We start from the raw sequence: 21,197 nt of genomic DNA, 5'->3' as shown, positions 1-21,197 counted from the left end.
GTTGATCCTTGAAAAAGTGAAAAATCAATAGGGTTCAGATGTAGCCCGGGAACGGCGGGACGCCGAGGAACACCGAGCCCGCGCCGTCGTAAAGGCCTTCGCTGAGGAACGCGTGCTGGGTCACCACCATCGAGTCGCGCAGGTAGCGTTGCAGCGGATGGCGCAGGTAAATGGCGGTGGTGCCCGCCAGGCTGTAGGCGCTTTGCACGACTTCGGCACCGGCCTGGGACACGTGAATCGCAGACAGACGCAACAGGCTGGTCTGCTCTGGCGTGACCGGGTTGCCGGCGACGATCGAGTTCCACACCTGTTCGGTGGCGTTGTAGAAGAAACCGCGTGCGGCGCTGAGCTTGGCTTCAGCCTTGGCGATCTCGATGCGCACGTAGGCGCGGTCGGACAATTTCGGTGCGCCGGTAATGCCGCTGCCGCCAGCCATACGGCTGATTTCGTCGAGAGCCGCACGGGCCAGGCCGAGGTTGACCACTGCCAGCACTTGCGCGGCGTAGGCGATCGACGGGTAGCGGAACAGCGGCTCGTCGATGGTCGAGGCACCGCCACGGATGAAGGTCCAGCGCTCATCAACGTGTTGATCGGTCACGCGCAAGTCATGGCTGCCAGTGCCTTTGAGGCCGACCACTTCCCAGTTCTCGACGATGTCGACCTGCGCCGGACGAAACACTGCGGTGCGCGGCTTGCCGCCGGCAGCGCCGATACCAACGCCCAACAGGTCTGCACCTTTGCAGCCGCTGGCGAATTTCCAGGTGCCGTTGACCTGATAACCGCCGTCTACGGCCTCGGCTGGTTGCAACGGGAACAGACCGCCAGCGAATACGAGATCAGGGCTTTCGGCGTAGAGCTCAGCCAGGGTTTCCCGCGGCAAGGCTGCGAGGTAAACACCGGCGCTGCCGAAGCTGGCCACCCAGCCTGCCGAGCCGTCGGCTTCGGAGATGCGTTCGATCATTTCCAGGAACAGAGCCGGTGCCAGGGCGTCGCCACCGAAGCATTTCGGCGTGGCGGCGCGATAGATGCCGACCTGTTTGAAACGCTCGATCATGTCCCGGGGTACGTGGGAACCTTCGTCGAATTCATTGCGACGCTGGCGAACTTCTTCCAGTACCTGCGCAAAGGCCTGGCTGTCGACGACGTTCTCGTCAACGCCAATCAGTGCGTCTTGTTGCGCAACCGCTGAACGCAGCATGGGGCATTCTCCGTTTTGATTATTGTTAGTGGGCTGAACCGGTATCTTCTGTAGGAGCGAGCTTGCTCGCGAAAAAAGTCTGAACAACGCGATCATTCAGACAGGACGCGTTATCGTTGACGTCCATCGCGAGCAAGCTCGCTCCTACAGGTAGCCGTCGCAGCCTTTGCATTGCGGTCCAGTGTAAAAACCGCGTCCGGCCGCAACTATTGGTGCGTGCAGCCCCCCGGCTAAAGAAAACCCCTAGTTCGACGCCGGTTACCTCTGAGCGCATCCCCATGCGCGAGCGGGTATAAAAAGCCATACTTCTGACTTCACCGGTCAGACCCCTCTGCCGCCAAGGGCTGTGCGATGTATTTGCCAAAACCGAACGACTTTTATGCGCTGATCGAAGCCATGCCGCTGTGCATCATTCTTCACGATGCGCACACCAAGGAAATTCTCTGGGCCAACGCTGCCGCCCTGGCGGCGCTGGGCTTTACCCTGGAAGAACTGACGCCGCTCAAGGCTCCCGACATGACCCGCGACGCACCGAAGTACCGGCGTTCGGTGGGTCTGCGCTGGCTGGAGGGCGCTGCACGCACGGGCCAACGGGCCATCGAGTGGTGCTATCGGTCCAAGCAAGGCGTGGAGATTCTTTCCGAGGCGGTGGCGACGCTGGTGCACCTGGACGGTCGCGATGTGTTGATGGTGCAGTTCCGCGACATCTCCAAGGAAGACAAGGTCAAGCGCGACCTCAAACGGTTCGAAAGCCGACTCACGGCCTTCATGCAAGACCTGGCTGAAGGCGTGGCCGTACTCGGGCCCGAGGGCGATATCCGCTTTATCAGCGACTCCGGCGCGCTCCTGCTCAACAGTGAAGTGCGTCAGTTGATGGGTAAAAACTTCCTGGCCTGGTGCGACGATGCTTCGCGCCGGCGCCTGCTGCAACAGCTTGCCAACGAGACACCGGAACACGCGCCGTTCAGCGTCCACTATAAATTGCAGCGACGTGACGGCGAGTGGCGCTGGCATCACGCAACGTGCCGCTATATCGAGATCGAGGACGATCTGGTCGGTCACCTCCTGCTGTTTCGCGATGTCACCGAGCAGGTGCAGGCCGAAGAAGCGCGGCGGGTCAGCGAGCAGAAGATCGAATATCTGGCGCGCTACAACGCCATGGGCGAAATGGCGGTGGCCATCGCCCATGAACTGAGCCAGCCGTTGGCGGCAACCCGTAACTTTATTGAAGGGGCGGTGATTCGCCTGGGCAAATCAGCCGATGCCGATCAAGGCGTGGCCTGGGGTTTGCAGAATGCGGTGCGGCAAATCGAGCACGCCTCCGTGATTATCAAGAGCGTGCGCGATTACGTGGTCAAGCTTGAGCAATCGGAGGAGCTGGTCGATCTCAACGAACTGCTGCGCGAAACCCGTTATTTCATCAGCCTGCGCGCCGATCCGAGCCTGGTGCGCGTGGAAATCGTGCCCTCGCCCGTTCCGCTGCGGGTGAGTTGCGAGAAGGTGCTGATCGGCCAGGTGATTCTCAACCTGGCCTTCAACGCCATTGAAGAAATGGCCGACCTGCCGACCGAACGACGCTTGCTGCGCATTCATGCCAGCGCCGATAACGGCGTGGCGCTGGTGCGGATTGAAGACAGTGGGCGTGGCATTCAGGCTGCGGCGCAGGAAAAGCTGTTCGACGGTTTCTTTTCATCCAAGGTCAGCGGCAACGGCATCGGCCTGGCACTGTGCAAGAACATCATCGGCCGCCACCGCGGTGACATCTGGGCGCAAAACCAGGAGCCGTGCGGCGCGGTGTTCAGCTTCTCCCTTCCCCTCGTCTGACGCACACAAATCCTTCGACCTTACACAACCCCCGTGGCGAGGGGGCAAGCCCCCTCGCCACAAGTGCGCCTTGCTCCACTCTCTCAATCCCCGCTTTTCAGCCCGTGAAGCCACTTTCATGACACTGGCACAGACACACAAACACTTGGCAGGCAGGGCAATTCTCCTGATCCCGGTGCAAGGCAGAATCAAAGGGTAAAAATCTGCCAAAGCACCCGCGATCCGCGTTACCAACAATTCAGGAAGTTCCCCTTATGCGAACAAACAGGATCTCCGTACAGTCAGCGCTTGGCCTGAGCCTGCTTGTACTCGGTTTGAACAGTGCCCGTGCGGACCTGCCCGCCGGTACGATTGGCCAGACCGTTCTGGCGTTTCCACCCGAAGCTCACCGTGCGTTCGTCGTCGACGTCGAGTTCGACAGCTTCGTGGCTGGCCGCGTAACGGTTGTCGATCCGGACCAGAAACGCATTCTCGGTATGGTGCCGACCGGTTTCGCCGCGCCATCGGCCCTGAGCCATGACCAGAAAACCCTCTTCGCCGCCGATATCTGGTATTCGCGCGGTACTCGGGGTACCCGCACCGACGTGCTGACTGCCTGGGATACTTCGACCCTGTCGCCGGCCTGGGAAGTGCTGATCCCGAACAAGCGTGCCGAGTCGCTGACCCAGCGTTACGCACTGAAGACAAGCGGCGACGACAAGTTTGTCTACGTCTATAACTTCACCCCGTCGACGTCGGTGACCGTGGTCGACACCCAGGCCAAGGCCGTTACCACGGAAATCGCCATCCCTGGCTGCGTGCTCAACTACCCGATCGGCAACCGCCGCTTCGCCTCGCTGTGCGGCGACGGCAGCCTGCAGGTGGTGACCCTCAACGATCAGGGCCAGGAAACTGCGCGCAGCCGCACGCCGTTCTTTGATCCAAATGCAGAAAAACTCGTCGAGCGCGCCGTCAATGTCGGCGACACCTACTACTTCACCACCACGACCGGCACTGTGCGCCCGGTGGATTTCGCCGGCGATGCACCGAAGATCCTGCCGTCCTGGTCGCTGGTCAGCGAAGAAGAAAAGAAAGCCGGTTGGGCCCCGGGCGGCTGGCAGCTGATGGCCGTGTCGCCGAAGCTGGACCGCTTGTACGTGCTGATGCACGACGCTCACGAAGCGATGAAGTGGGAAGACCCGAGCCCGCTGATCTGGGCGTTTGATCTCAAGACCCATAAGAAAGTCGCGACCCTCGAAGCACCGGTGCCGGTGTGGAGCATGCAGGCGACCGGCGATGACAAACCGCTGCTGCTCGGTACCGACGTCGAGGGTGGCTTGCAGATCTTCGACCTCAAGACCAACAAGCTGACCGGCAGTATGCCCAAAGTCGCCAAAACCGCGACTCAGGTCATGAGCTACTAAGAGGTTCGGCCATGCACACAGATCCGATCTTCATCATTGCCAGTGCCATCGCCATTGCGGTGCTGCTGGCCAGTGCCGCGACCCACAAGGTACGAGCGCCGGCCCGTTTCAGGAAACAACTGGCGGACTACCAACTGTTGCCCGAGGCACTGGTACGCCCGAGCGCGCGGTTGATTCCATGGGTGGAACTGGCCATCGCGTTTGCCCTGCTGGTACCGGTCAGCCGTGGTTGGGCTGCCGTGAGCGCGGCAGGCCTTTTGGCGCTGTACGCAGCCGCCATCGGCATCAACCTGTGGCGCGGTCGCGCGGACATCGACTGCGGTTGCGCCGGGCCTGATCAGGCTCAGCCACTGCGCCCGGTCCTGCTGCTGCGCAACAGCGCACTGGTGGCGCTGGCGCTGGTGGCCAGCCTCGCGCCGGTCGCCCGCGACCTCAACCTGTTCGATGGTTTCGTGACCCTGGCAGCGGCCGCGGTTGCACTGCTCATTTACGCCGCGGCCGATGGCCTGCTGGCGAACTCCCCTCTTCTGCTCAAATTGATTGGTAGGTAACTCAAATGGAAGGCTTGATCGTTTCCAATGTTCTGCTCTGGGTGCTGCTGGTGGCCGTGGCGTTTGTCGTCATGGGCCTGGTGCGGCAGATTGGCGTACTGCACGGTCGCCTGGCGCCGGCCGGTGCGCTGATGGTCGACAAAGGTGTGGCCGTCAACGAAGCCGCGCCGCAAATCACCGCATCCGACCGTCATGGTCGCCCGGTGAACTTCGGCTATGCCGGTGAGAAATCGCAACTGCTGTTCTTCCTCTCGCCGACCTGCCCGATCTGCAAGTCGCTGCTGCCGGCGATCAAATCCATCGCCAGGGAACAGGCCGGTACGCTCGACGTAGTGTTCGTCAGCGACGGCGACATGGATGCCCAGCAAGCGCTGATCCGCGAACACAAACTCGAAGACGCCACCTACGTGGTCGGCCCGGAAGTGGGCATGACCTACCAGATCGGCAAACTGCCGTACGCCGCGCTGATCGACAAGTCCGGCACCCTGCGCGCCAAAGGTCTGGTCAACTCTCGCGAGCACCTGGACAGCCTGTTCGAAGTCGAGCATTTGAAGCACGCCACGCTGCAGCAGTACCTCAATGCCCAACCGCACACCCATGACCACGACCACAGCCACGGCCATAGCCACTGATAAGGCAGGGAGACCTTTATGAAACTGCTGGATCTGTTGTTTGAGCGTTCGTCCCGCCGTGTCGCCGACACCACCTCGCGCCGCAAACTGCTGGCGCGCATGGGTTCGCTGATGGTCGCCGGTGCCGCCCTGCCCCTGTTGCTGCCGCTGGATCGCACCAGCAAGGCCCTGGCCGCCGAGCCGGCACAGGCTGGCGACCCGGGTGATCCGAACAGCTGCGACTACTGGCGCTATTGCTCCATCGACGGCTTTCTGTGCAGCTGCTGCGGCGGGTCGGTAACGTCCTGCCCACCGGGTACCGAAGCCTCACAAGTGACCTGGATCGGCACCTGCCGCAACCCGGCCGATGGCAAGGACTACATCATTTCGTACAACGACTGCTGCGGTAAGCAAAGCTGCGCCCAGTGCGCCTGCACCCGCAACGACAGTGAAGAACCGGCCTACCGCCCGTTCAACAACAACGATGTGAACTGGTGCCTGGCCGCCAAATCGCACATCTATCACTGCACTGTTTCGGTCATCCGCGGCGTCGCCGTTTAAACGCGCACTTTCCGCCGGTTGCACAGGCAAACGGCGGTTTTTTTTTCAGGAGCTGGCTTGGCAGCGATGGAGCCGTCAAGGCACGCATCGACCCTGCGCACGCCTTCGCTGGCAAGCCAGCTCCTGCGAAAGGCAGATTTTTGTTGACCTGTAGGAGCCGGCTTGCCGGCGAAGGGGCCTTCAAGGCACGCATAGAGCTTGGGGGTGCCTTCGCTGGCAGTCCGCCTCTACCGATAACTTTGTATGCAGGCAAGGGGATTTTTATGCGCAAGTTGCTACTTCTCGGTCTCATCTGCTCCCTGACCGCCCCGCTCGCTTTCGCCCGCGCCATTCCCAACCCGGCGCAGGGCCATGCACCGGGAAACGAAGAAGTACAGAAACCAATCGCCCAGGCCGGCTACAGCAATAGCGTGAATTACCAGCTGCAATGCGCCGGCTGTCACCTGGGTGACGGCAGCGGTTCCGCCGCCAACGACACGCCGCGTATGAAGGGCTTTGTCGGCAACTTCCTGAAAGTCCCGGGCGGCCGGGAATTCCTCGTGCGAGTCCCCGGCATGTCGCAATCGGCGCTGAACAACGCGCAACTTGCCGACCTGCTCAACTGGCTGATGCGCGAAGACGGCATGGCAGGCAGCAGCCGACCCGCCGACTACCAGCCCTACACCACCGAAGAAGTCACCACATTGCGTGCCAAGACCATGCTCAATCTGCCTGGCACTCGCGGTGAGTTGATCAAAGAAATGCGCGCCCAAGGCATCGTCATCGATGACGGCATGAATTACTGAGCAGCGCTCACGCCCCGTTCGTCGATCAGTCGGCTATCTGCAATGTGGCAACGGGCGTTTCTTGCATCCTGCACGCCCTCGAAGTTTTCCCTTCTGCGCAACCCTCTGATTTTCCGAGAGTCGGTTCACCCATCGGTCTGGCATGTTAAATGCGACGACTGGATGGAATACCCGCACCGACCCATAAGGGTTGTCACTCAGCGAATTCAGAGGTCACCACCATGAACGCCATTGATCTGTTGCAAGCCGACCACGAGAAAGTCAAAGCCATCCTGACCCAGTTGAGTGAATCAACGGATCGCGCCATCAAAAAACGTACCGAGCTGCTCGGCAAACTGGAAATGGAGATCTCCATTCACACCAGGCTCGAGGAAGAAATTCTCTACCCAGCCTTTAAAGAGGCGGGCGCCAAGGAGCAGGACATCCTGTATTTCGAAGCCAAGGAAGAACACCGCACGGTGGACTCGCTGGTGCTCCCCGACCTCAAACTGACCGATCCCGGCACACCGGAGTTTTCTGGACGGGTGAAAGTCGTCAAGGAATTGCTTGAGCACCATATCGAGGAGGAAGAAACCACGATGTTTCCTCAGGCGAAAAAACTCCTCGGTAAAGCCCGGCTCGAAGAGTTGGGTATGCAAATGGAAGCGATGAAAACCAGTTATAAAAAGGAGTGGGCGGCAGGTATGGCGGCTTGATGCCGAACAGTCCACGTGTAGGGGCGAGCGTGCTTCGGGCGGTGAAGGACTTGAGAGCGCTGCGTTTTTCAACAAACACGCGATCGCGAGCGTGCTCGCTCCTACAGAAAAAAACGGTGATTCTCGATGGCTGCTTCTATGCAAACTCTTCTTCTCTACCGCAACGGTTGGGTGCCGAATAATCCGCGGTTGCCGGTGCTGATTTATCCAAAGGCAATCTCCGTTGAGGGCGACGATCCTGCTGCGTTTTTCGAGCAACGCTTCAGTGCCAATGGCTGGCCGCCGCAATGGCGCTATGGAATCTACGACTATCACCACTATCACACCGAAGGCCATGAAGTACTGGGCGTTGCCAGCGGCAATGCCCGCCTGATGCTTGGTGGGCCGGACGGGCGTGTGGTGGAAGTCAGCGCGGGGGATGTGCTGTTGCTGCCCGCCGGAACCGGGCATTGCAATCTGGGCTCAAGCGACGACTTTCTGGTGGTGGGCGCCTACCCGCCGGGGCAACACGCCGACATCCGGCGCGAGGCACCGAGCACGGCGCAACTGGAACAGATTGCCCATCTGCCGTTTCCCGACGAAGATCCGGTGCAAGGGCTCAAGGGTGCTTTGAGCGAGCACTGGATACCTGAGCAACAGTCGTGAATCGTGGGCACGCGATCCCCTACGCAATGATTTTGGCGTAAACCGTTCTATCAATATTTCCCCCGGACAGAATCACCCCCACCTTTTTGCCCTCCATCGTTTCACGCTCCTGAATAAGCGCAGCCAACGCAGACGCGCCGGCCCCTTCTGCGAGGTTATGGGTGTCGGTGTAATAAACGCGCATGGCCTCGGCAATCTGCGCGTCGCTCACTGTAACGATCCGCGCTGCACCGCCGGCATAGACGACGAAGGCTTCGGGAATGGGTTTGCGCACGGCCAGACCGTCCGCAAAGGTATTGGCCGAGTCGGTTTCGCAGATGACGCCGGCATCAAACGACAACTTTGCCGCCGCCGCTTCAGTGGAAACCACACCCACCACCTGCGTGCTCAAGCCCAGCGCATCGCGGGCGGCGATCACTGCGCAGATCCCCGAGCCGCAGCCGATTGGCACGTAGACCGTATCCAGGTCCGGTGCAGCCGTGAACAACTCCAGCGCATAGGTGGCCACACCTTTGACCAACTCGGTGTGGAACGGCGGGACCAGAAACAGCCCATGCTGTTGCGCCAGACGTGCGGCCTCTTCACGGGCTTCGTCGAAATCGCGGCCGTACTCCACCACCTCGCCGCCAAAGCCGCGCATGGCATTGTTCTTTTCGACCGAATTACCTTGCGGCACCACGATCAACGCTTTCAATCCCAACGCACTCGCCGCCAATGCGAGGCTCTGACCGTGGTTGCCGCGGGTAGCGGTGACGATGCCTTTCGCCTCAGGGTGCGAACGCTTGAGCCAGTGCATGAAGGTAATGCCGCCGCGCACTTTGAAAGCGCCCGTCGGGGAGTGGTTTTCGTGTTTGACCCACACCGTGCAACCCAACCGCTCAGCCAGCAACGGCCAAGGGTACTGGGCGGTGGCCGGCATCACCTGGTAAACGAGATGGGCAGCTTGTTCGATATCGTCGCGGGTCAGTCTGTGCATGAGTGGCCTTCCTGAGGTTTTGCCCAGTCTAGACTCGGACGCAGCCTGGCGGCTTTCAAAAAACTGACCTGACTTTTGTCCCCGCTCTTCACTACTATGCCGTTATGAGCCCTCGAAACCGTCCACCCCCATCGCTCCCGCCTGAACCGGTGCGTCGCATCGAGGCCGGGCCATGGGCGATCGAATTGCTGCCCGCCAACACCTACGCGACCCGCTATGTGGCGTCCCGATCGGCGATTGGCTTCGCCTTCGACAGCCAGCGGGGCCTTCACGCTATCGGCAGTGACCGGGTGCTGCCCTTCGAGGCTGTCCCGAACGGCCTGGCATTTGTCCCAGTCGGGTGTGACGTTCTGTCCCAATCACCCAAGGGCGGTGAATACCTTCGGATGATTCGCACCGACGACGTTGCGCTCGGGGGCGATCGTGCATTCAACAATCGCATCGATCAGCCAGCGACGATCCTTGCGCTGCACATGCGCAGTGCGCTGTTGCGGGCTTCAGTGGACGACGATTGGGAGGCTTGGGCGGTTGCGTTGTCTGAACGGGTAAAGGGTAACGATGCGCCAGTACCGTCCCATGGCTCGATAACCGGCAGCCGGATGCGCCTGCTCGATGAGTTCATCGACGCCGGCCTCGACGGCCCGCTGGGAGTCCAGGCCATGGCGCAGTTACTGGGATTGTCCGAAGGCTATTTCATTCGGGCCTTCAAGCACGCGACCGGTAAAAGCCCCCACAGCTACCTGATCGACCGCCGCCTCGCCAAAGCCCGCGCCCTGATGCGCGACTCGACAATCAGCTTGTCGGCGATTGCCCATACCTGCGGTTTCAACTCCCAGGCGCACATGGCGACCACTTTCAAGCAACGCCTGGGCGTGAGTCCGGCGCAGTTGCGTGGTGGATGCAGGCACTAACCCTGACGACGTCACCGTGGCCTGGCGGACTTGCGCAGGCCACAGCTGCGAACCGCGTACTTGATGAGCCCCCTAACTCGCGCTGATGTTGCCGCAGAAAAGGGGGCGGCTACCGTCTGCCGGGCTGGTGCGAACGAGCAAGGCATAGTCGCCCTTGGTCAACTCGCTCAGTGCCACCGGTGCCTGGGCCCAATGCTGGGTACGCGGGGCAAGAGATGGATAGTCGACACTGTTGGCCTGACGGGTCTCGTATACCGGCTGGGCACTCAACTGCTGACACGAGCCAGAGTAGATCGCCGTATCGAGACGGCTGGATACCGCCTGGTCGTGAGGAACACCACCGACGCTCAGCCAGATACTGGTTTGGTTACCCACTGGGCTGAGGGTGGCTCGAGCGATATGCTCTGCGTTTTGCGGGGTAGCATCGAGGGGGACATCGACAATCGCGGTTCTGCTTGCGCAACCGGAAATTGCCCCTACTGCCACCACCAACGCCAGCCAAGACTTTCTGTTCATCACAGATCTCCTGATTTGAGGTGCGTTGATTTCATCCCCCCTGTGAAGTCTAGTGGCCTGCTCCGGGCGCGGGATCTGAATGATGGACGGTCATCGACAGGGCAGGGTCAAAAGCGACGAATTTCCAACACGGCGCGCAACCCTGCCGGGATGCGATTTTCCAGTTTGATCTGCCCACCCGAACGATCTGCAATGGCTTGTACTATGGTCAGGCCCAACCCGGCACCCTGGTCATTTCCTCGGCTGTAAAAACGCTCGAAAAGCCGGTCGCGATCCGCCTCATCGATACCCGGCCCCTCATCCTCGACAGACAGTTCGTAGCCATTTTCTTTTTCAGCCAGCCTTACCGTGATCAATCCATTGAGTGGAGAGAAATTCGCCGCGTTGGTGACCAGGTTGTTCAAGGCAATGTCGATGGCCGCCGGGTCAACGCTCACCAGGCTGATGTCGTCGCTGACATCGAACACCAGCTCAAGCCCCTTACTCAATAACCAGGGCGTCAATTGAACCAGGCTGTCGCGCACGGTGGCGGCAAGGTCGATGGGCTCAGGCGGTCGATTTCCCGCTCCCGGCTCGAGACGGGCCATGGTCAGCAACTGGTTAACCAGGCGGCTGGTACGATCCACGCCGGCAATCAGGTGTTCCAGCGATAGGCGACGATCCTCGTCACTCCCCGCCTCCAGCAGATTTTGGGCATGCACTCTGAGCACGGCCAGTGGGGTTCGCATTTCGTGGGCAGCGTCGGCGATAAAGCGCCGTTCACGCCCCATGACTTCCTGAATTTGCGCGAGCATCCGGTTCAGGGCTGCCTGCATGGGCTCAAGCTCAGTCGGTAACGGCGTCAATTGCAGGGGCTCGAGTGAGCCTGGATGCCTTGCCCGCAGTGTTGCAGCCATGTTGACGAGCGGTTTCAACCCCCAGCCGATGGCCAGCCAGATCATTGCGGCCAGCATCAGACTTCCCAGAATATTAGGCCACAACGTGTGGCGCACTATACGGTCCACCAGGTCTGATCGGACGTCGTCCCGTTCGCCTACCCAGATGCGCAGGTTGTTCTGCTTGTCTTCGAGCATGAAGGCGCGCCAGTGCCGTTTTTTCATGTCGACCACGTCGCTGAAACCGGGCGCGCTGGGCGCCGCGTTGAAAGACGGTGAGCTCGCCGTGTGTACCAGCAGTTCGCCCTTGAAGTTCCAGACCTGGAAGGCAATCTTGGTTTCGTAGGGATGCCCGTCGACTCTGGGCTCCGCCTCGCTCAGAGCCTGGTTGAACGCCTGATACAGATCAGCATGTTCCTTGCTGGCCACGGGCATGCGCATGACGCCCTGGAGCAACCGGGCGTTCTGGGCCAACTGGGCATCATAGACCTCGGCAATTTCGTGGTTGCTGTCATGCAGGTTGAGCAGGCTGATGACCGTCAAACCCGCAAGCATCAGTCCGATGATCAGGGTCAGGGTACGACGCCTGATCGAGGTCATCGACGCTCCTCCACCAGGTAACCGATCCCCCGGATGGTACGGATCAGGTCGGCGGAGAACTTCTTGCGCAGGTGATGGATGTGCACCTCCAGGGTGTTGCTTTCGGCTTCCTCGTTCCAGCCATAGAGCAATTGCATCAGGTGATCGCGAGTCATGACGCGACCGGGCGGCGAGAGCAGTTCGTGGAGTAACTGGTACTCCTTGGGTGTCAGGGCGACGGACTCACCCTTGTAGGTGACTTGCTGGGTACCAGGGTTCAGGCTGACTCCGGCGTGTTCGATCAGCGATTGCGCGCGGCCGGCGCTGCGTCGCAACAGCGCACGGATACGGGCTTTCAACTCCGCCAGGTCAAACGGCTTGATCAGGTAGTCATCGGCACCGGCATCCAGCCCGGCGATACGGTCTTCGGTGGCATCGCGCGCGGTCAGGATCAGCACCGGCAGATTGGAACCCACGTCACGCAAGCGTCTGAGTACTTCGAGACCGTGCATGCGTGGCAGCCCAAGGTCGAGTACCGCCAGATCGAAGGCTTCAGTGACCAGCGAGTGCAAAGCGCTGCTGCCGTCCTGCAACCAGTCGACGGTATAACCTTCACGACTCAGGGCCTGATGGATGCCTTTGCCGAGCGCCACGTCATCCTCTATCAGTAATAAACGCACACGGACTCCTGTCAGCCGAGTTTTTTGTTCACGTCCACCAACAGCGTTTCAATCTCTTTGCGGCGCCCGGCATCGGCGGTTTCGCGGCCGGGACGAGGCGCGGCCTTCAGCGCTTTTTGCAGTGCAGCCTTCGCTTCAACGTAACGCTTTTGACGGTAGAGGTGATCGCCCCAGAAGTACAGGCTATCGATGCCATCGGGGTTCATTTGCACCGCTAGCTTGAGTAACTGCTCGGCCTTGTCCGAGTCGCCAAAACCAATCGGCCATCCCGGGACACGGTCGTACAACGCCCCGAGGCTGGTGTAGGCAGAGCCTTGCAGGGCTTTGGGGTCCAGGGCCAGGGCTTGTTCCAGATCAGCCTTGGCATCCTTGACCTTGCTCAGTGCGCCCAAGCCTCCCTGAGCCCCAGCCCAACTGCTGGTCACAATGCCAGACCAGATCCAGGCCTCAGCCACCGTTTGGCGTTCCTGTGTGAAGTTCGTAGCCTGAGCGGCGAGCTTTTCGAAGGCCGCGGTTCGCTGCCCCTCCGGCAATTGGTATTGAATGTGGGCCCAGGATTGCTGAATTCCGTTCAGGCGCTGCTGATCTTGTGCATCCAGTGCCCAGGCACTCTGACTCAAAGCGCCAAGTAGCAGGCAAGCGGCGATGTTTTTCATGGTTTGAGGCTCTCCTGGTCGGGTTTCTTGCTCAAGCGGCGAATCAACGGCAATTGCTTGCGCAGGCCTCTGTCCACCAGTTGGGGCAGCAGGCTATTGAGACGTACGAAAAAGCGCTCCGGCCAGCCCAGGTACAGATCGCGACGGTCACCGGCAATGGCGTGAATCACCGCGGCCGCCACGGTTTGCGGATCGTCGACGTTGGTCTTGAGCGCATCGTTCAGCGCTTGGGCTGCCGGGCTGTTCATGCTGGTGCGAGTGGCCCGCGGGGCGACGTAGAGTACGCCGACGCGCGTATCTGCCAGCTCCCGGCGCAAGGCTTCGGAAAACCCACGCAGGGCAAACTTGGTGGCGCAATAACTGGCATAGCCGGGATAGCCAATGGAGCCATAGGTCGAACCAACGTTCACCACCATGGCACTGGTGGCCTGCTTGAGCAGTGGCAGCAAGAGTTTGGTCAGGCAGACAGGTGCACTGATGTTCACCGCCAGCATCGCGTTGATCTCGCAGTCATCCAGTTGTTCGAGCATGGAGAAATGATTGACCCCGGCAGCATTGATCAGCAGGTTAATGCCGCCCATGCTTTCGGCCTCGGCCAGCACCTCGCGACGCTCGGCGAGGAGGGTCAGGTCGGCGTCCACCCAGCACAGGTTTTGCGGGTAGCGCTTGAGCAAAGGCTCCAACGGTCCCCGATGCCGCGCCACTGCCAACACATGGGCACCACTGACGCACAGTGCTGTGGCGATTGCCAGACCGATACCACCGCTGGCACCAGTCAACACGACGCGAGCTTCAGAAAGGCGCATGCAGGCTCTCCCCGTCACGCGGCAAGCCACGGAACATACCGGCGTAGAGCCGATAGACCACTTTTGAAGCCTCAATGACGGTGGCCTGATCATCCGGGTCTTGCAGCTTGTCCATCAGTCGGCGGAAGGTCTGCATGTGTTCTATATCCAGCGAGCCGTGGGAACTGAGATAACTGAAGGCACTTTCCGGCAGGCTCAGGTGTTCGCGAATGCTCCCGGCGGCGCGGGTAGCCAGCGCGATGCTGGTACCTTCGAGCACGTTGACCATGCCGAACAACCCCACCGGGTTGGCCCGGGCAATCAAGTCGTAGAGGTAGCTGACCATCAGTTCGATCGGCAAGGACGGACGTCCCTCGCGCACAGCCTCCTTGTCGCCGCCGCAGGCTTCGATGTCATTGAGTACCCACTGCTCGTGGCCATACTCGTCCTCGATGTATTCACACACCGCTTCGCGCAGCCATTCCAGACGTGATGGCAGGCGTGCCCCGCAGGCCATCATCAACGGAACGGTATGGCGCACGTGGTAATAGGCCTGTTCCAGAAAGGCCCGGTAACTTTGCAGGCTGACGTTGCCCTCCAGCGCATCACGAATGATCGGCACGTTGAACAACTCAAGACGTTCTTGGTGAGTGGCTTCTTGCAGCGCATCAAAAAAACTCATGGCACGTACTCCTCGGCAACGACCGATTCGCTCAGTTGCACCCGATAGTGTTCGACAATGGCATCACGGCGAGGCCGGCCATTGGCGGTGAGCAAACCGTTGGCGGGCGTGAAGGGTTGGTCGAGCCGGGTCCAGTGACGAATCCGCGCGTACTCGGGCAAAGCCTCGTTGGCCTGCGCGACGGTGGCGGCCAGCTGATCGTCGGTACAGTCCTGACGAAGAGGCCAGAGCAGCGCATGGTTGTGCGCCATGGCTTCGCCGTACACGAAGGCCTGGGCAACATGACGGCGCTGGGTCAGTTCGGCCTCCACCCACTCGGGGTTTACGTTGCGACCGAAACTGGTCACGAACTGATGTTTCTTGCGCCCCTTGAGGTAAAGAAAACCTTCGGCGTCGAACTCGCCCAGATCCCCGCTGGGCCACCATTGAGTGGTGTGTGGTGCCTCTCCCAGGTAGCCCAGCAAGGTTGCACCCTTGATGAGCACTTCGCCGTCGTCCGCCAGGCGAATCTCCACATGGGGCAATGGCTGCCCGACACTGCCGGGGCGGCGCGCTTGCGGGCGGTTGAGACACACCACCGAGGCACATTCCGACAGTCCATAACCTTCATAAACCGGGACTCCCACACGCTGTGCACGATGCAGCAAGTCCTCGCAAACCCGGGCGCCGCCCACAGCGGCAAAACGCAGATGCCGCGGGTCGAAGGCTTTCTGTTCGGCAGCGCTGACCAGCACCAGCAGTAACTGAGGCACTAAAATCAGGCTCTGAGGAGATCGGCTGGACAGGCATCTCAACAGCTGCGGTACATCGACACCGCTTGCGCCTTGAACCCCCAGGGTTTTCTGGCTGGGCAGGCTCAATGTCGCGCCGGCAGACAGCGCGGCATAACAACCGATGTTCTCAAGCAAAATGGCCAACGGCAGCAGGGCCAGGTGGTGCTGTGGGTCGGTGGGTTTGCTGGCCAGGTCCAGCTCACGGGTGACTCGCAGAATGCTTTGGGCACTCAAACAAACACCCTTCGGTGTGCCTGTGGTACCCGAGGTGAACGTCAATTTGGCGGTGCCTTCGGGCATCCGGTCTGTGCCAGCGAATGAGCGACGCCAGAACTCACCGTACTTCTGATACTCGGCCGCTTGCAGTTCGCCGTCCATTCGTGGCTCGGCAATCACCCGTTCGGCCTGACTGTGTTCCAGGCAATGCCTGCGTTGCGCCGGACTGAAAAAGGGCGGCAAGGCCACACAGGTCAGGCCTTCGAAAAGTGCTGCCAGATCCCAGAGCATGGCGTCTACGCCGTTGTCCAGTGCCAGAGCGACAACCTTGACCTGCTCATTGCGCAGGCGCTGCTGGCGATACGTCACTTCGGCATACAGCGTGGCGTAGTCCAGCTTCTGCTGGTCGTCCCACAATGCGGTGGCGTTGGTTTTTCGCTCGGCATGATCGCGCAGGGTCTGTTGGAAACGTTCCAGTTCAGGCGACATGGAAGGCTCCTGCAAGGGTGGTTGGCAACCCCATGCGACTGAACAGACCCATGCTGCATAAATGAATGAATCCGCAACGGATGTTGCCCACGTGAACCCATGGTTTGCTGTCGTAGTAGCTGCCCCAGGCATGGCGGTCCTCACCCAGGCGCGCAGGGTCGGCAGCACATAGCGTCACCGGTTTCAAACCAAGACGATGAAAGCTGTTCACCAGCCCCAGGTTCCCGGTAAAGGCGACCCACTCCAGTCCTCCCATGGCCAGCAGGTAGGTCATCGCGATGATGCTCACTCGGGCGCTTGCGGTGTCGCTGGCCGCCAGATTGCCCACTTCGACGATGGCCGAGCGGTCCACGGTCTGATCGGCGACCGCACTGATCAGCGGATCAATCGCCTCGTCCAGATAAGCCTCCAGAAACAGGGGACCGGCACTGGCCAGACGCACGCCGACCACGGCGCACAACGCCCCCGCCGCATCGTTCATACCAAACAGTTGCGGCATGAAATGGCGAATGTCGGCTCCGTGTGCCTTGCGAAAACGTTGCTGGATGAAGGCTTCGAAGGCGTCCCGTTGCGGGTCGTCCGGCAATGCTCTGACGAGATGCATCTGTGGTGTTTGCGCTTGGCCAAAGCGCAGCGGCAACTGAGTGTTCCAGTTGAAATCGGACATTGAAGACACCTCCAGGGAGCAATCCGGGAGCAGTATCCAAGGCATTTCTTAACGAAGTCTGAAGGCGAGAAAAAGAGTAGTGGACGAAGCTGCGGCCCAAGGTGTGTTTGTCTTTTTACTCAAGATTTGACCGGATGACGCAAGGTGGCTTTGAGTGATTGATGGCAGAAAATGACCAGCGCAGTACAGTTCAACTGCCCGAACGCTTCGCATTCGACAATAATGGATGCCATACCCCATAGGCAGAGCAGCCGATTGAACATCGATACCCGAATCAAATTCCGTCATCTGGTGTGTTTTCTCGAAGTGGCGCGCCAGGGCAGCCTGGCACGTGCTTGCGATAAGTTGGCCATCAGCCAGCCCGCGCTTTCCAAGACGCTCAAAGAACTGGAATCCCTGCTGCAAGCCACTCTGTTTGAACGGAGTAAAAAGGGCTCGACACTGACCGAGGCTGGAGTGGCCTTTTTGCGCTATGCGGGCCCGAGCGTGCAATCGCTGCGTGAAGGGGTCAACAGTTTGCGCTCCGGGGTACATGAACCCATTACCGTGCAGCTCGGTGCGCTGTCCACGGTCGAAAGTCTGTTGGTGCCTGAAATCGTATCCCGTCTACACCAGCGTCATCCGGCATTGGTGGTCAATGTCGTGACCGGGCCGAGCGCCTATTTGCTGTCCCGGCTGCGAGTCGGAGAACTGGATCTGGTGGTGGGCAGAATGACCGATAGCCCTTTGATTCTCGGGCTGACGTTCGAACACCTCTACAGCGAATCCATGACCCTGGTGGTCCGTAACGGCCATCCATTGCTCGCTGATCCGCTGGGGCATAAAAACCTCGAAGACTATCCGCTGGTATTACCCTCGGCAGGGACGACGATCCGCAAGTTCGCCGACAGCCTGTTTGTGCAGCACGGCATAACACCATCACGTCAACGCCTGGAAACCCTTTCGGTGGCGCTGAGCCGGCGCTACGTGCAATGCAGTCAGGCCATCTGGGTCGCGCCATTCGATGCGGTCAGACAGGATTTGCGGCAAGGCGATCTGGTAGAGCTGGATCTTGGAATGCGTGAACCAGGGGGCTCTGTAGGGCTGTGCACCAATCCTGTATTGCCCGTGACAACGGCGGCTCAGTGGTGCGTGGAAGCGTTGCGTGAGGTCGGAGAAGAATATCGTGAGGGAAAATATCCATAACCATATGGATATGCATCAAGTCGGTTTTTTCATTTTTTGGTTGGGTCGCACAAGCGGAAACTGGGTGTCACGTCGCTGCCAAGGCAGTGCCCGCCTCCGTCCAACCATAACAACAGGAAAAACGACATGTCTGATGCGCACGACAGCCGCTTCGTCATTCGTGACCGTAATTGGCATCCAAAAGCCCTGACACCGGACTACAAGACTTCCATCCTGCGATCCCCACGCCAGGCACTGGTGAGCATCCCCCAGTCTTTATCCGAGACCAGCGGCCCGGACTTCTCCCATCTGAAGATGGGTCAGCACGATAACGATCTGCTGTTGAATTTCAATCACGGTGGCCTGCCCATTGGCGAACGCATCATCGTCGCCGGTCGTGTCTGTGATCAGTACGGCAAGCCGATCCCCCACACCCTGGTGGAGATGTGGCAAGCCAATGCCGGTGGCCGTTACCGGCATAAGAAAGACAGTTATCTGGCCCCCCTTGATCCGAACTTCGGTGGCGTCGGCCGAGCATTGACCGACCGCGATGGCAACTATAGCTTCCGCACCGTCAAACCCGGCCCTTACCCATGGCGCAATGGTCCCAACGACTGGCGGCCGGCGCATATCCATGTCTCCATCAGCGGCCCGTCCATTGCCACGCGCCTGATTACCCAGCTGTATTTCGAAGGCGATCCGTTGATCCCCATGTGCCCGATCGTCAAGTCGATCGCCAATCAGGAAGCGGTGCAAAGCCTGATCGCCAAACTCGATATGAGCATGGCCAATCCTATGGATTGCCTGGCTTATCGCTTTGATATCGTCCTGCGCGGCCAGCGCAAGACCCACTTCGAAAACCGCTGAGGAGGCCTGCACATGCCCGTTCAACTTCTGCCCGAGACGCCGTCGCAAACCGCAGGCCCCTATGTCCATATCGGACTGGCACTGGAAGCCGCCGGAAACCCGCCGCGCGATCAGGAAATCTGGAACCTGATGGCAAAACCTGGCGCGCCAGGTGAGCACATTCTGTTGATGGGTCACGTTTACGACGGTAACGGCCACTTGATTCGTGACGCGTTTCTGGAGTTTTGGCAGGCCAATCACGATGGCCTCTACGACAGCGCTTTCGATCTGGAAAAGCCCTTCAACTGCTTTGGCCGTACCGCCACGACCGATGTGGGCGAATGGACGATCAACACCGTCAAGCCGGGCGTAGTGAAAAACGCCTCGGGCGTTCCCATGGCTTCGCACATCAACGTGGCGCTGTTTGCCCGAGGCATCAACATCCACCTGCAGACCCGCCTGTATTTCGACGACGAACCCCAGGCGAATGCCGTCGATCCGGTCTTGAACCTGATTGAACAACCTCATCGGCGCGAATCCCTGATCGCCCGGCGCTGCACGGTTGACGGCAAGCTGGCCTACCGATTCGATATTCATGTTCAAGGCGAAGCGGAAACCGTGTTCTTCGACTTCTAATCACGCCGGCCGGGTGTTGAGACGCCATCGCTCAACACCGGCTCAGCGCTTTTCTCATGCCCGCTGCAAGACCGACTCACCTGCCTTGGGTGGCAAGCGCAGGTTGTCCAGCAATGCAATCCCCCCAATCGCCGCAACACAAAGGAACGTCAGCTGAAAGTCGAGTGTTTCTGCGTGCCCGGTATTGCCGTGGATGCTCATGGCAAGACGCAACAGCAATGCGCCTGCGGCAACACCCATCGCCATGCTGAGCTGGAAGAACATACTGAACAAGGTTGAAGCATCGCTCATCTGCTCCTTGGGAACGTCTGCAAACCCCAACGTGTTGAACGCGGTGAACTGCATGGAGCGTGACAACCCCCCGACGAACAGAATCAACAAGACAAGCACCCTGCTCATGTGTTCATCGAGCAAGGCACAGGCCGCTATCGCCAGCACGCCGAGCACGCCATTGACCATCAACACCGGGCGAAAGCCCCAGCGTTGCATCACCGCCGAGGTGAACGGTTTCATGGCCAGATTGCCCGCAAAGACGGCCAGCACCAACAGCCCCGCATCCAGCGCAGAAAGGCCGAAGGCCAGTTGAAACATCAGCGGCAGGAGAAACGGCAAGGCGCTGATGGCGATCCGGAAAATCGATCCACCACACAAGCAGACGCTGAATGTGCGGATGCCCAGAACCCCCAGTGCCAGCAATGGCTGTGCATGCCGGCGCATATGTCGCCAGGCCAGGATCGCGAGCACCACACCAGCCCCACTGAGCAACAGTGCGTGAAGCAAATTGGCTTGGCCTTGCCCCAGCATCTCGACGCCAAACAGCAGTGCAGCGCTGGCAGTGCCCGCCAGCAGAAAACCACTGAAATCAAAGGTTCGGTTAACGACGTGTTCTTGCCTGGGAATCAGCAGGAGCGCGGCCACCAAGGCCAACACGCCTAATGGAAGATTGAGGTAGAAAATCCATGGCCAGGAGGCGTGGGTGACGATCAAGCCGCCCAAGGGCGGTCCAAGCACCGGAGCAACCAGACCGGGCCAGGTAATAAAGGATATCGCCCGCACGAGGTCTTTCTTTTCGGTGGTGCGCAGCACCGCCAGGCGCCCGACCGGGACCATCATCGCGCCGCTGATGCCTTGCAGCACGCGCGAGGCAACAAAAGTTTCCAGGCTGCCACTCAATGCACACATCAGCGAAGACAGGCTGAACAGCACGATTGCCGAACTGAATACCAGCCTTGAGCCAAAGCGATCGGCCAACCAGCCGCTGATGGGGATGAACACCGCCACCGCGAGCATGTAGACGCTCATCCCGATGTTCACATCCACCACCGGCACACCAAACGTCCTGGCCATGTCCGGCAGCGCAGTGGCGATCACCGTGGCGTCGAGGTTCTCCATGAAGAAGGTGACCGCGACCAACAGGGCAATCCACATCGAACGGCGTTGAGACATAGGTCATCCCTGTTGAATCAAGACATT

23 protein-coding genes are annotated in these 21,197 nt (G+C 60.0%); 12 read left to right on the top strand and 11 right to left on the bottom strand.

Annotation, left to right across the window (positions count from 1 at the left end; genetic code table 11):
• Window positions 1–34: 34 nt before the first annotated feature.
• Window positions 35–1,198: an acyl-CoA dehydrogenase family protein gene (locus tag QMK58_RS12385; RefSeq protein ID WP_053161172.1), complete on the bottom strand. Its 1,164-nt coding sequence runs from the start codon at window positions 1,196–1,198 to the stop codon at window positions 35–37.
• A 351-nt stretch (window positions 1,199–1,549) separates the two neighbouring features.
• Between QMK58_RS12385 and QMK58_RS12380 the strand changes: the two genes are divergently transcribed.
• From QMK58_RS12380 to QMK58_RS12345, 8 genes are all read left to right on the top strand, one after another.
• The gene (locus QMK58_RS12380) at window positions 1,550–3,022 is read left to right on the top strand and encodes a two-component system sensor histidine kinase NtrB (RefSeq protein ID WP_320396365.1); all 1,473 of its coding nucleotides are present in this window, start codon (window positions 1,550–1,552) and stop codon (window positions 3,020–3,022) included.
• A 254-nt stretch (window positions 3,023–3,276) separates the two neighbouring features.
• Window positions 3,277–4,425: an amine dehydrogenase large subunit gene (locus QMK58_RS12375; RefSeq protein ID WP_053161176.1), complete on the top strand. Its 1,149-nt coding sequence runs from the start codon at window positions 3,277–3,279 to the stop codon at window positions 4,423–4,425.
• 11 nt (window positions 4,426–4,436) lie between these two features.
• A complete protein-coding gene (locus QMK58_RS12370; RefSeq protein WP_053161178.1) occupies window positions 4,437–4,976 on the top strand; it encodes a MauE/DoxX family redox-associated membrane protein in 540 nt (179 codons plus the stop codon).
• 5 nt (window positions 4,977–4,981) lie between these two features.
• Window positions 4,982–5,608 carry a methylamine dehydrogenase accessory protein MauD gene (gene mauD / locus QMK58_RS12365; protein ID WP_053161180.1) on the top strand — a complete coding sequence of 209 codons (627 nt, stop codon included), beginning with the start codon at window positions 4,982–4,984 and terminating at the stop codon, window positions 5,606–5,608.
• Window positions 5,609–5,626: 18 nt separating this feature from the next.
• Window positions 5,627–6,148 carry a methylamine dehydrogenase light chain gene (locus QMK58_RS12360; RefSeq protein ID WP_008050506.1) on the top strand — a complete coding sequence of 174 codons (522 nt, stop codon included), beginning with the start codon at window positions 5,627–5,629 and terminating at the stop codon, window positions 6,146–6,148.
• Window positions 6,149–6,411: 263 nt separating this feature from the next.
• Window positions 6,412–6,933 carry a hypothetical protein gene (locus QMK58_RS12355; RefSeq protein ID WP_053161184.1) on the top strand — a complete coding sequence of 174 codons (522 nt, stop codon included), beginning with the start codon at window positions 6,412–6,414 and terminating at the stop codon, window positions 6,931–6,933.
• A 221-nt stretch (window positions 6,934–7,154) separates the two neighbouring features.
• A complete protein-coding gene (locus tag QMK58_RS12350; RefSeq protein ID WP_053161186.1) occupies window positions 7,155–7,628 on the top strand; it encodes a hemerythrin domain-containing protein in 474 nt (157 codons plus the stop codon).
• A 126-nt stretch (window positions 7,629–7,754) separates the two neighbouring features.
• Entirely contained in the window at window positions 7,755–8,273 is a 519-nt protein-coding gene (locus QMK58_RS12345) for a cupin (RefSeq protein WP_413817407.1), read from the top strand.
• Window positions 8,274–8,292: 19 nt separating this feature from the next.
• Here QMK58_RS12345 and QMK58_RS12340 read toward each other — a convergent pair whose 3' ends face one another.
• A complete protein-coding gene (locus QMK58_RS12340; RefSeq protein ID WP_320396363.1) occupies window positions 8,293–9,249 on the bottom strand; it encodes a threonine dehydratase in 957 nt (318 codons plus the stop codon).
• Window positions 9,250–9,353: 104 nt separating this feature from the next.
• On the opposite strand from QMK58_RS12340, the gene QMK58_RS12335 reads away from it, so the two are divergent.
• Window positions 9,354–10,160: a helix-turn-helix transcriptional regulator gene (locus tag QMK58_RS12335; protein WP_053161192.1), complete on the top strand. Its 807-nt coding sequence runs from the start codon at window positions 9,354–9,356 to the stop codon at window positions 10,158–10,160.
• Between the two features lie 72 nt (window positions 10,161–10,232).
• Here QMK58_RS12335 and QMK58_RS12330 read toward each other — a convergent pair whose 3' ends face one another.
• The 8 genes from QMK58_RS12330 to QMK58_RS12295 form a co-directional block, all read right to left on the bottom strand.
• On the bottom strand, window positions 10,233–10,676 hold the full coding sequence (locus tag QMK58_RS12330) for a hypothetical protein (RefSeq protein WP_320396362.1): 444 nt from the start codon (window positions 10,674–10,676) through the stop codon (window positions 10,233–10,235).
• A gap of 107 nt (window positions 10,677–10,783) precedes the next feature.
• The gene (locus QMK58_RS12325) at window positions 10,784–12,151 is read right to left on the bottom strand and encodes a sensor histidine kinase (protein WP_053161194.1); all 1,368 of its coding nucleotides are present in this window, start codon (window positions 12,149–12,151) and stop codon (window positions 10,784–10,786) included.
• Complete coding sequence (locus QMK58_RS12320) at window positions 12,148–12,810, bottom strand: response regulator (RefSeq protein WP_053161195.1); 663 nt, start codon at window positions 12,808–12,810, stop codon at window positions 12,148–12,150. Before QMK58_RS12320 ends, QMK58_RS12325 begins: the two co-directional genes overlap by 4 nt.
• A gap of 11 nt (window positions 12,811–12,821) precedes the next feature.
• Entirely contained in the window at window positions 12,822–13,466 is a 645-nt protein-coding gene (locus QMK58_RS12315) for a tetratricopeptide repeat protein (protein ID WP_320396361.1), read from the bottom strand.
• Window positions 13,463–14,272 carry an SDR family oxidoreductase gene (locus QMK58_RS12310; protein ID WP_053161197.1) on the bottom strand — a complete coding sequence of 270 codons (810 nt, stop codon included), beginning with the start codon at window positions 14,270–14,272 and terminating at the stop codon, window positions 13,463–13,465. The genes QMK58_RS12315 and QMK58_RS12310 overlap by 4 nt, the downstream gene beginning before the upstream one ends.
• Window positions 14,259–14,933: a TenA family transcriptional regulator gene (locus tag QMK58_RS12305; RefSeq protein WP_053161199.1), complete on the bottom strand. Its 675-nt coding sequence runs from the start codon at window positions 14,931–14,933 to the stop codon at window positions 14,259–14,261. Before QMK58_RS12305 ends, QMK58_RS12310 begins: the two co-directional genes overlap by 14 nt.
• The gene (locus tag QMK58_RS12300) at window positions 14,930–16,411 is read right to left on the bottom strand and encodes an AMP-binding protein (protein WP_053161200.1); all 1,482 of its coding nucleotides are present in this window, start codon (window positions 16,409–16,411) and stop codon (window positions 14,930–14,932) included. Before QMK58_RS12300 ends, QMK58_RS12305 begins: the two co-directional genes overlap by 4 nt.
• Window positions 16,401–17,078, bottom strand: coding sequence for a thermostable hemolysin (locus QMK58_RS12295; RefSeq protein ID WP_053161202.1), 678 nt, complete (start codon window positions 17,076–17,078; stop codon window positions 16,401–16,403). Before QMK58_RS12295 ends, QMK58_RS12300 begins: the two co-directional genes overlap by 11 nt.
• A 255-nt stretch (window positions 17,079–17,333) precedes the next feature.
• On the opposite strand from QMK58_RS12295, the gene pcaQ reads away from it, so the two are divergent.
• The 3 genes from pcaQ to pcaG all read left to right on the top strand — a co-directional run bounded on the left by pcaQ (window position 17,334) and on the right by pcaG (window position 19,724).
• The gene (gene pcaQ, locus QMK58_RS12290) at window positions 17,334–18,263 is read left to right on the top strand and encodes a pca operon transcription factor PcaQ (protein WP_053161205.1); all 930 of its coding nucleotides are present in this window, start codon (window positions 17,334–17,336) and stop codon (window positions 18,261–18,263) included.
• 126 nt (window positions 18,264–18,389) lie between these two features.
• Complete coding sequence (gene pcaH / locus QMK58_RS12285) at window positions 18,390–19,109, top strand: protocatechuate 3,4-dioxygenase subunit beta (protein WP_095151406.1); 720 nt, start codon at window positions 18,390–18,392, stop codon at window positions 19,107–19,109.
• A gap of 12 nt (window positions 19,110–19,121) precedes the next feature.
• Window positions 19,122–19,724 carry a protocatechuate 3,4-dioxygenase subunit alpha gene (gene pcaG, locus QMK58_RS12280; RefSeq protein WP_320396360.1) on the top strand — a complete coding sequence of 201 codons (603 nt, stop codon included), beginning with the start codon at window positions 19,122–19,124 and terminating at the stop codon, window positions 19,722–19,724.
• 54 nt (window positions 19,725–19,778) lie between these two features.
• Here pcaG and QMK58_RS12275 read toward each other — a convergent pair whose 3' ends face one another.
• Window positions 19,779–21,170, bottom strand: a complete 1,392-nt coding sequence (locus QMK58_RS12275) for an MFS transporter (RefSeq protein WP_053161211.1) — start codon at window positions 21,168–21,170, stop codon at window positions 19,779–19,781.
• Window positions 21,171–21,197: the final 27 nt, after the last annotated feature.

The sequence above is a fragment of the Pseudomonas sp. P8_241 genome (assembly GCF_034008315.1).
GTDB lineage: Bacteria > Pseudomonadota > Gammaproteobacteria > Pseudomonadales > Pseudomonadaceae > Aquipseudomonas.
This window is presented reverse-complemented; position numbering and strand designations above follow the sequence as displayed.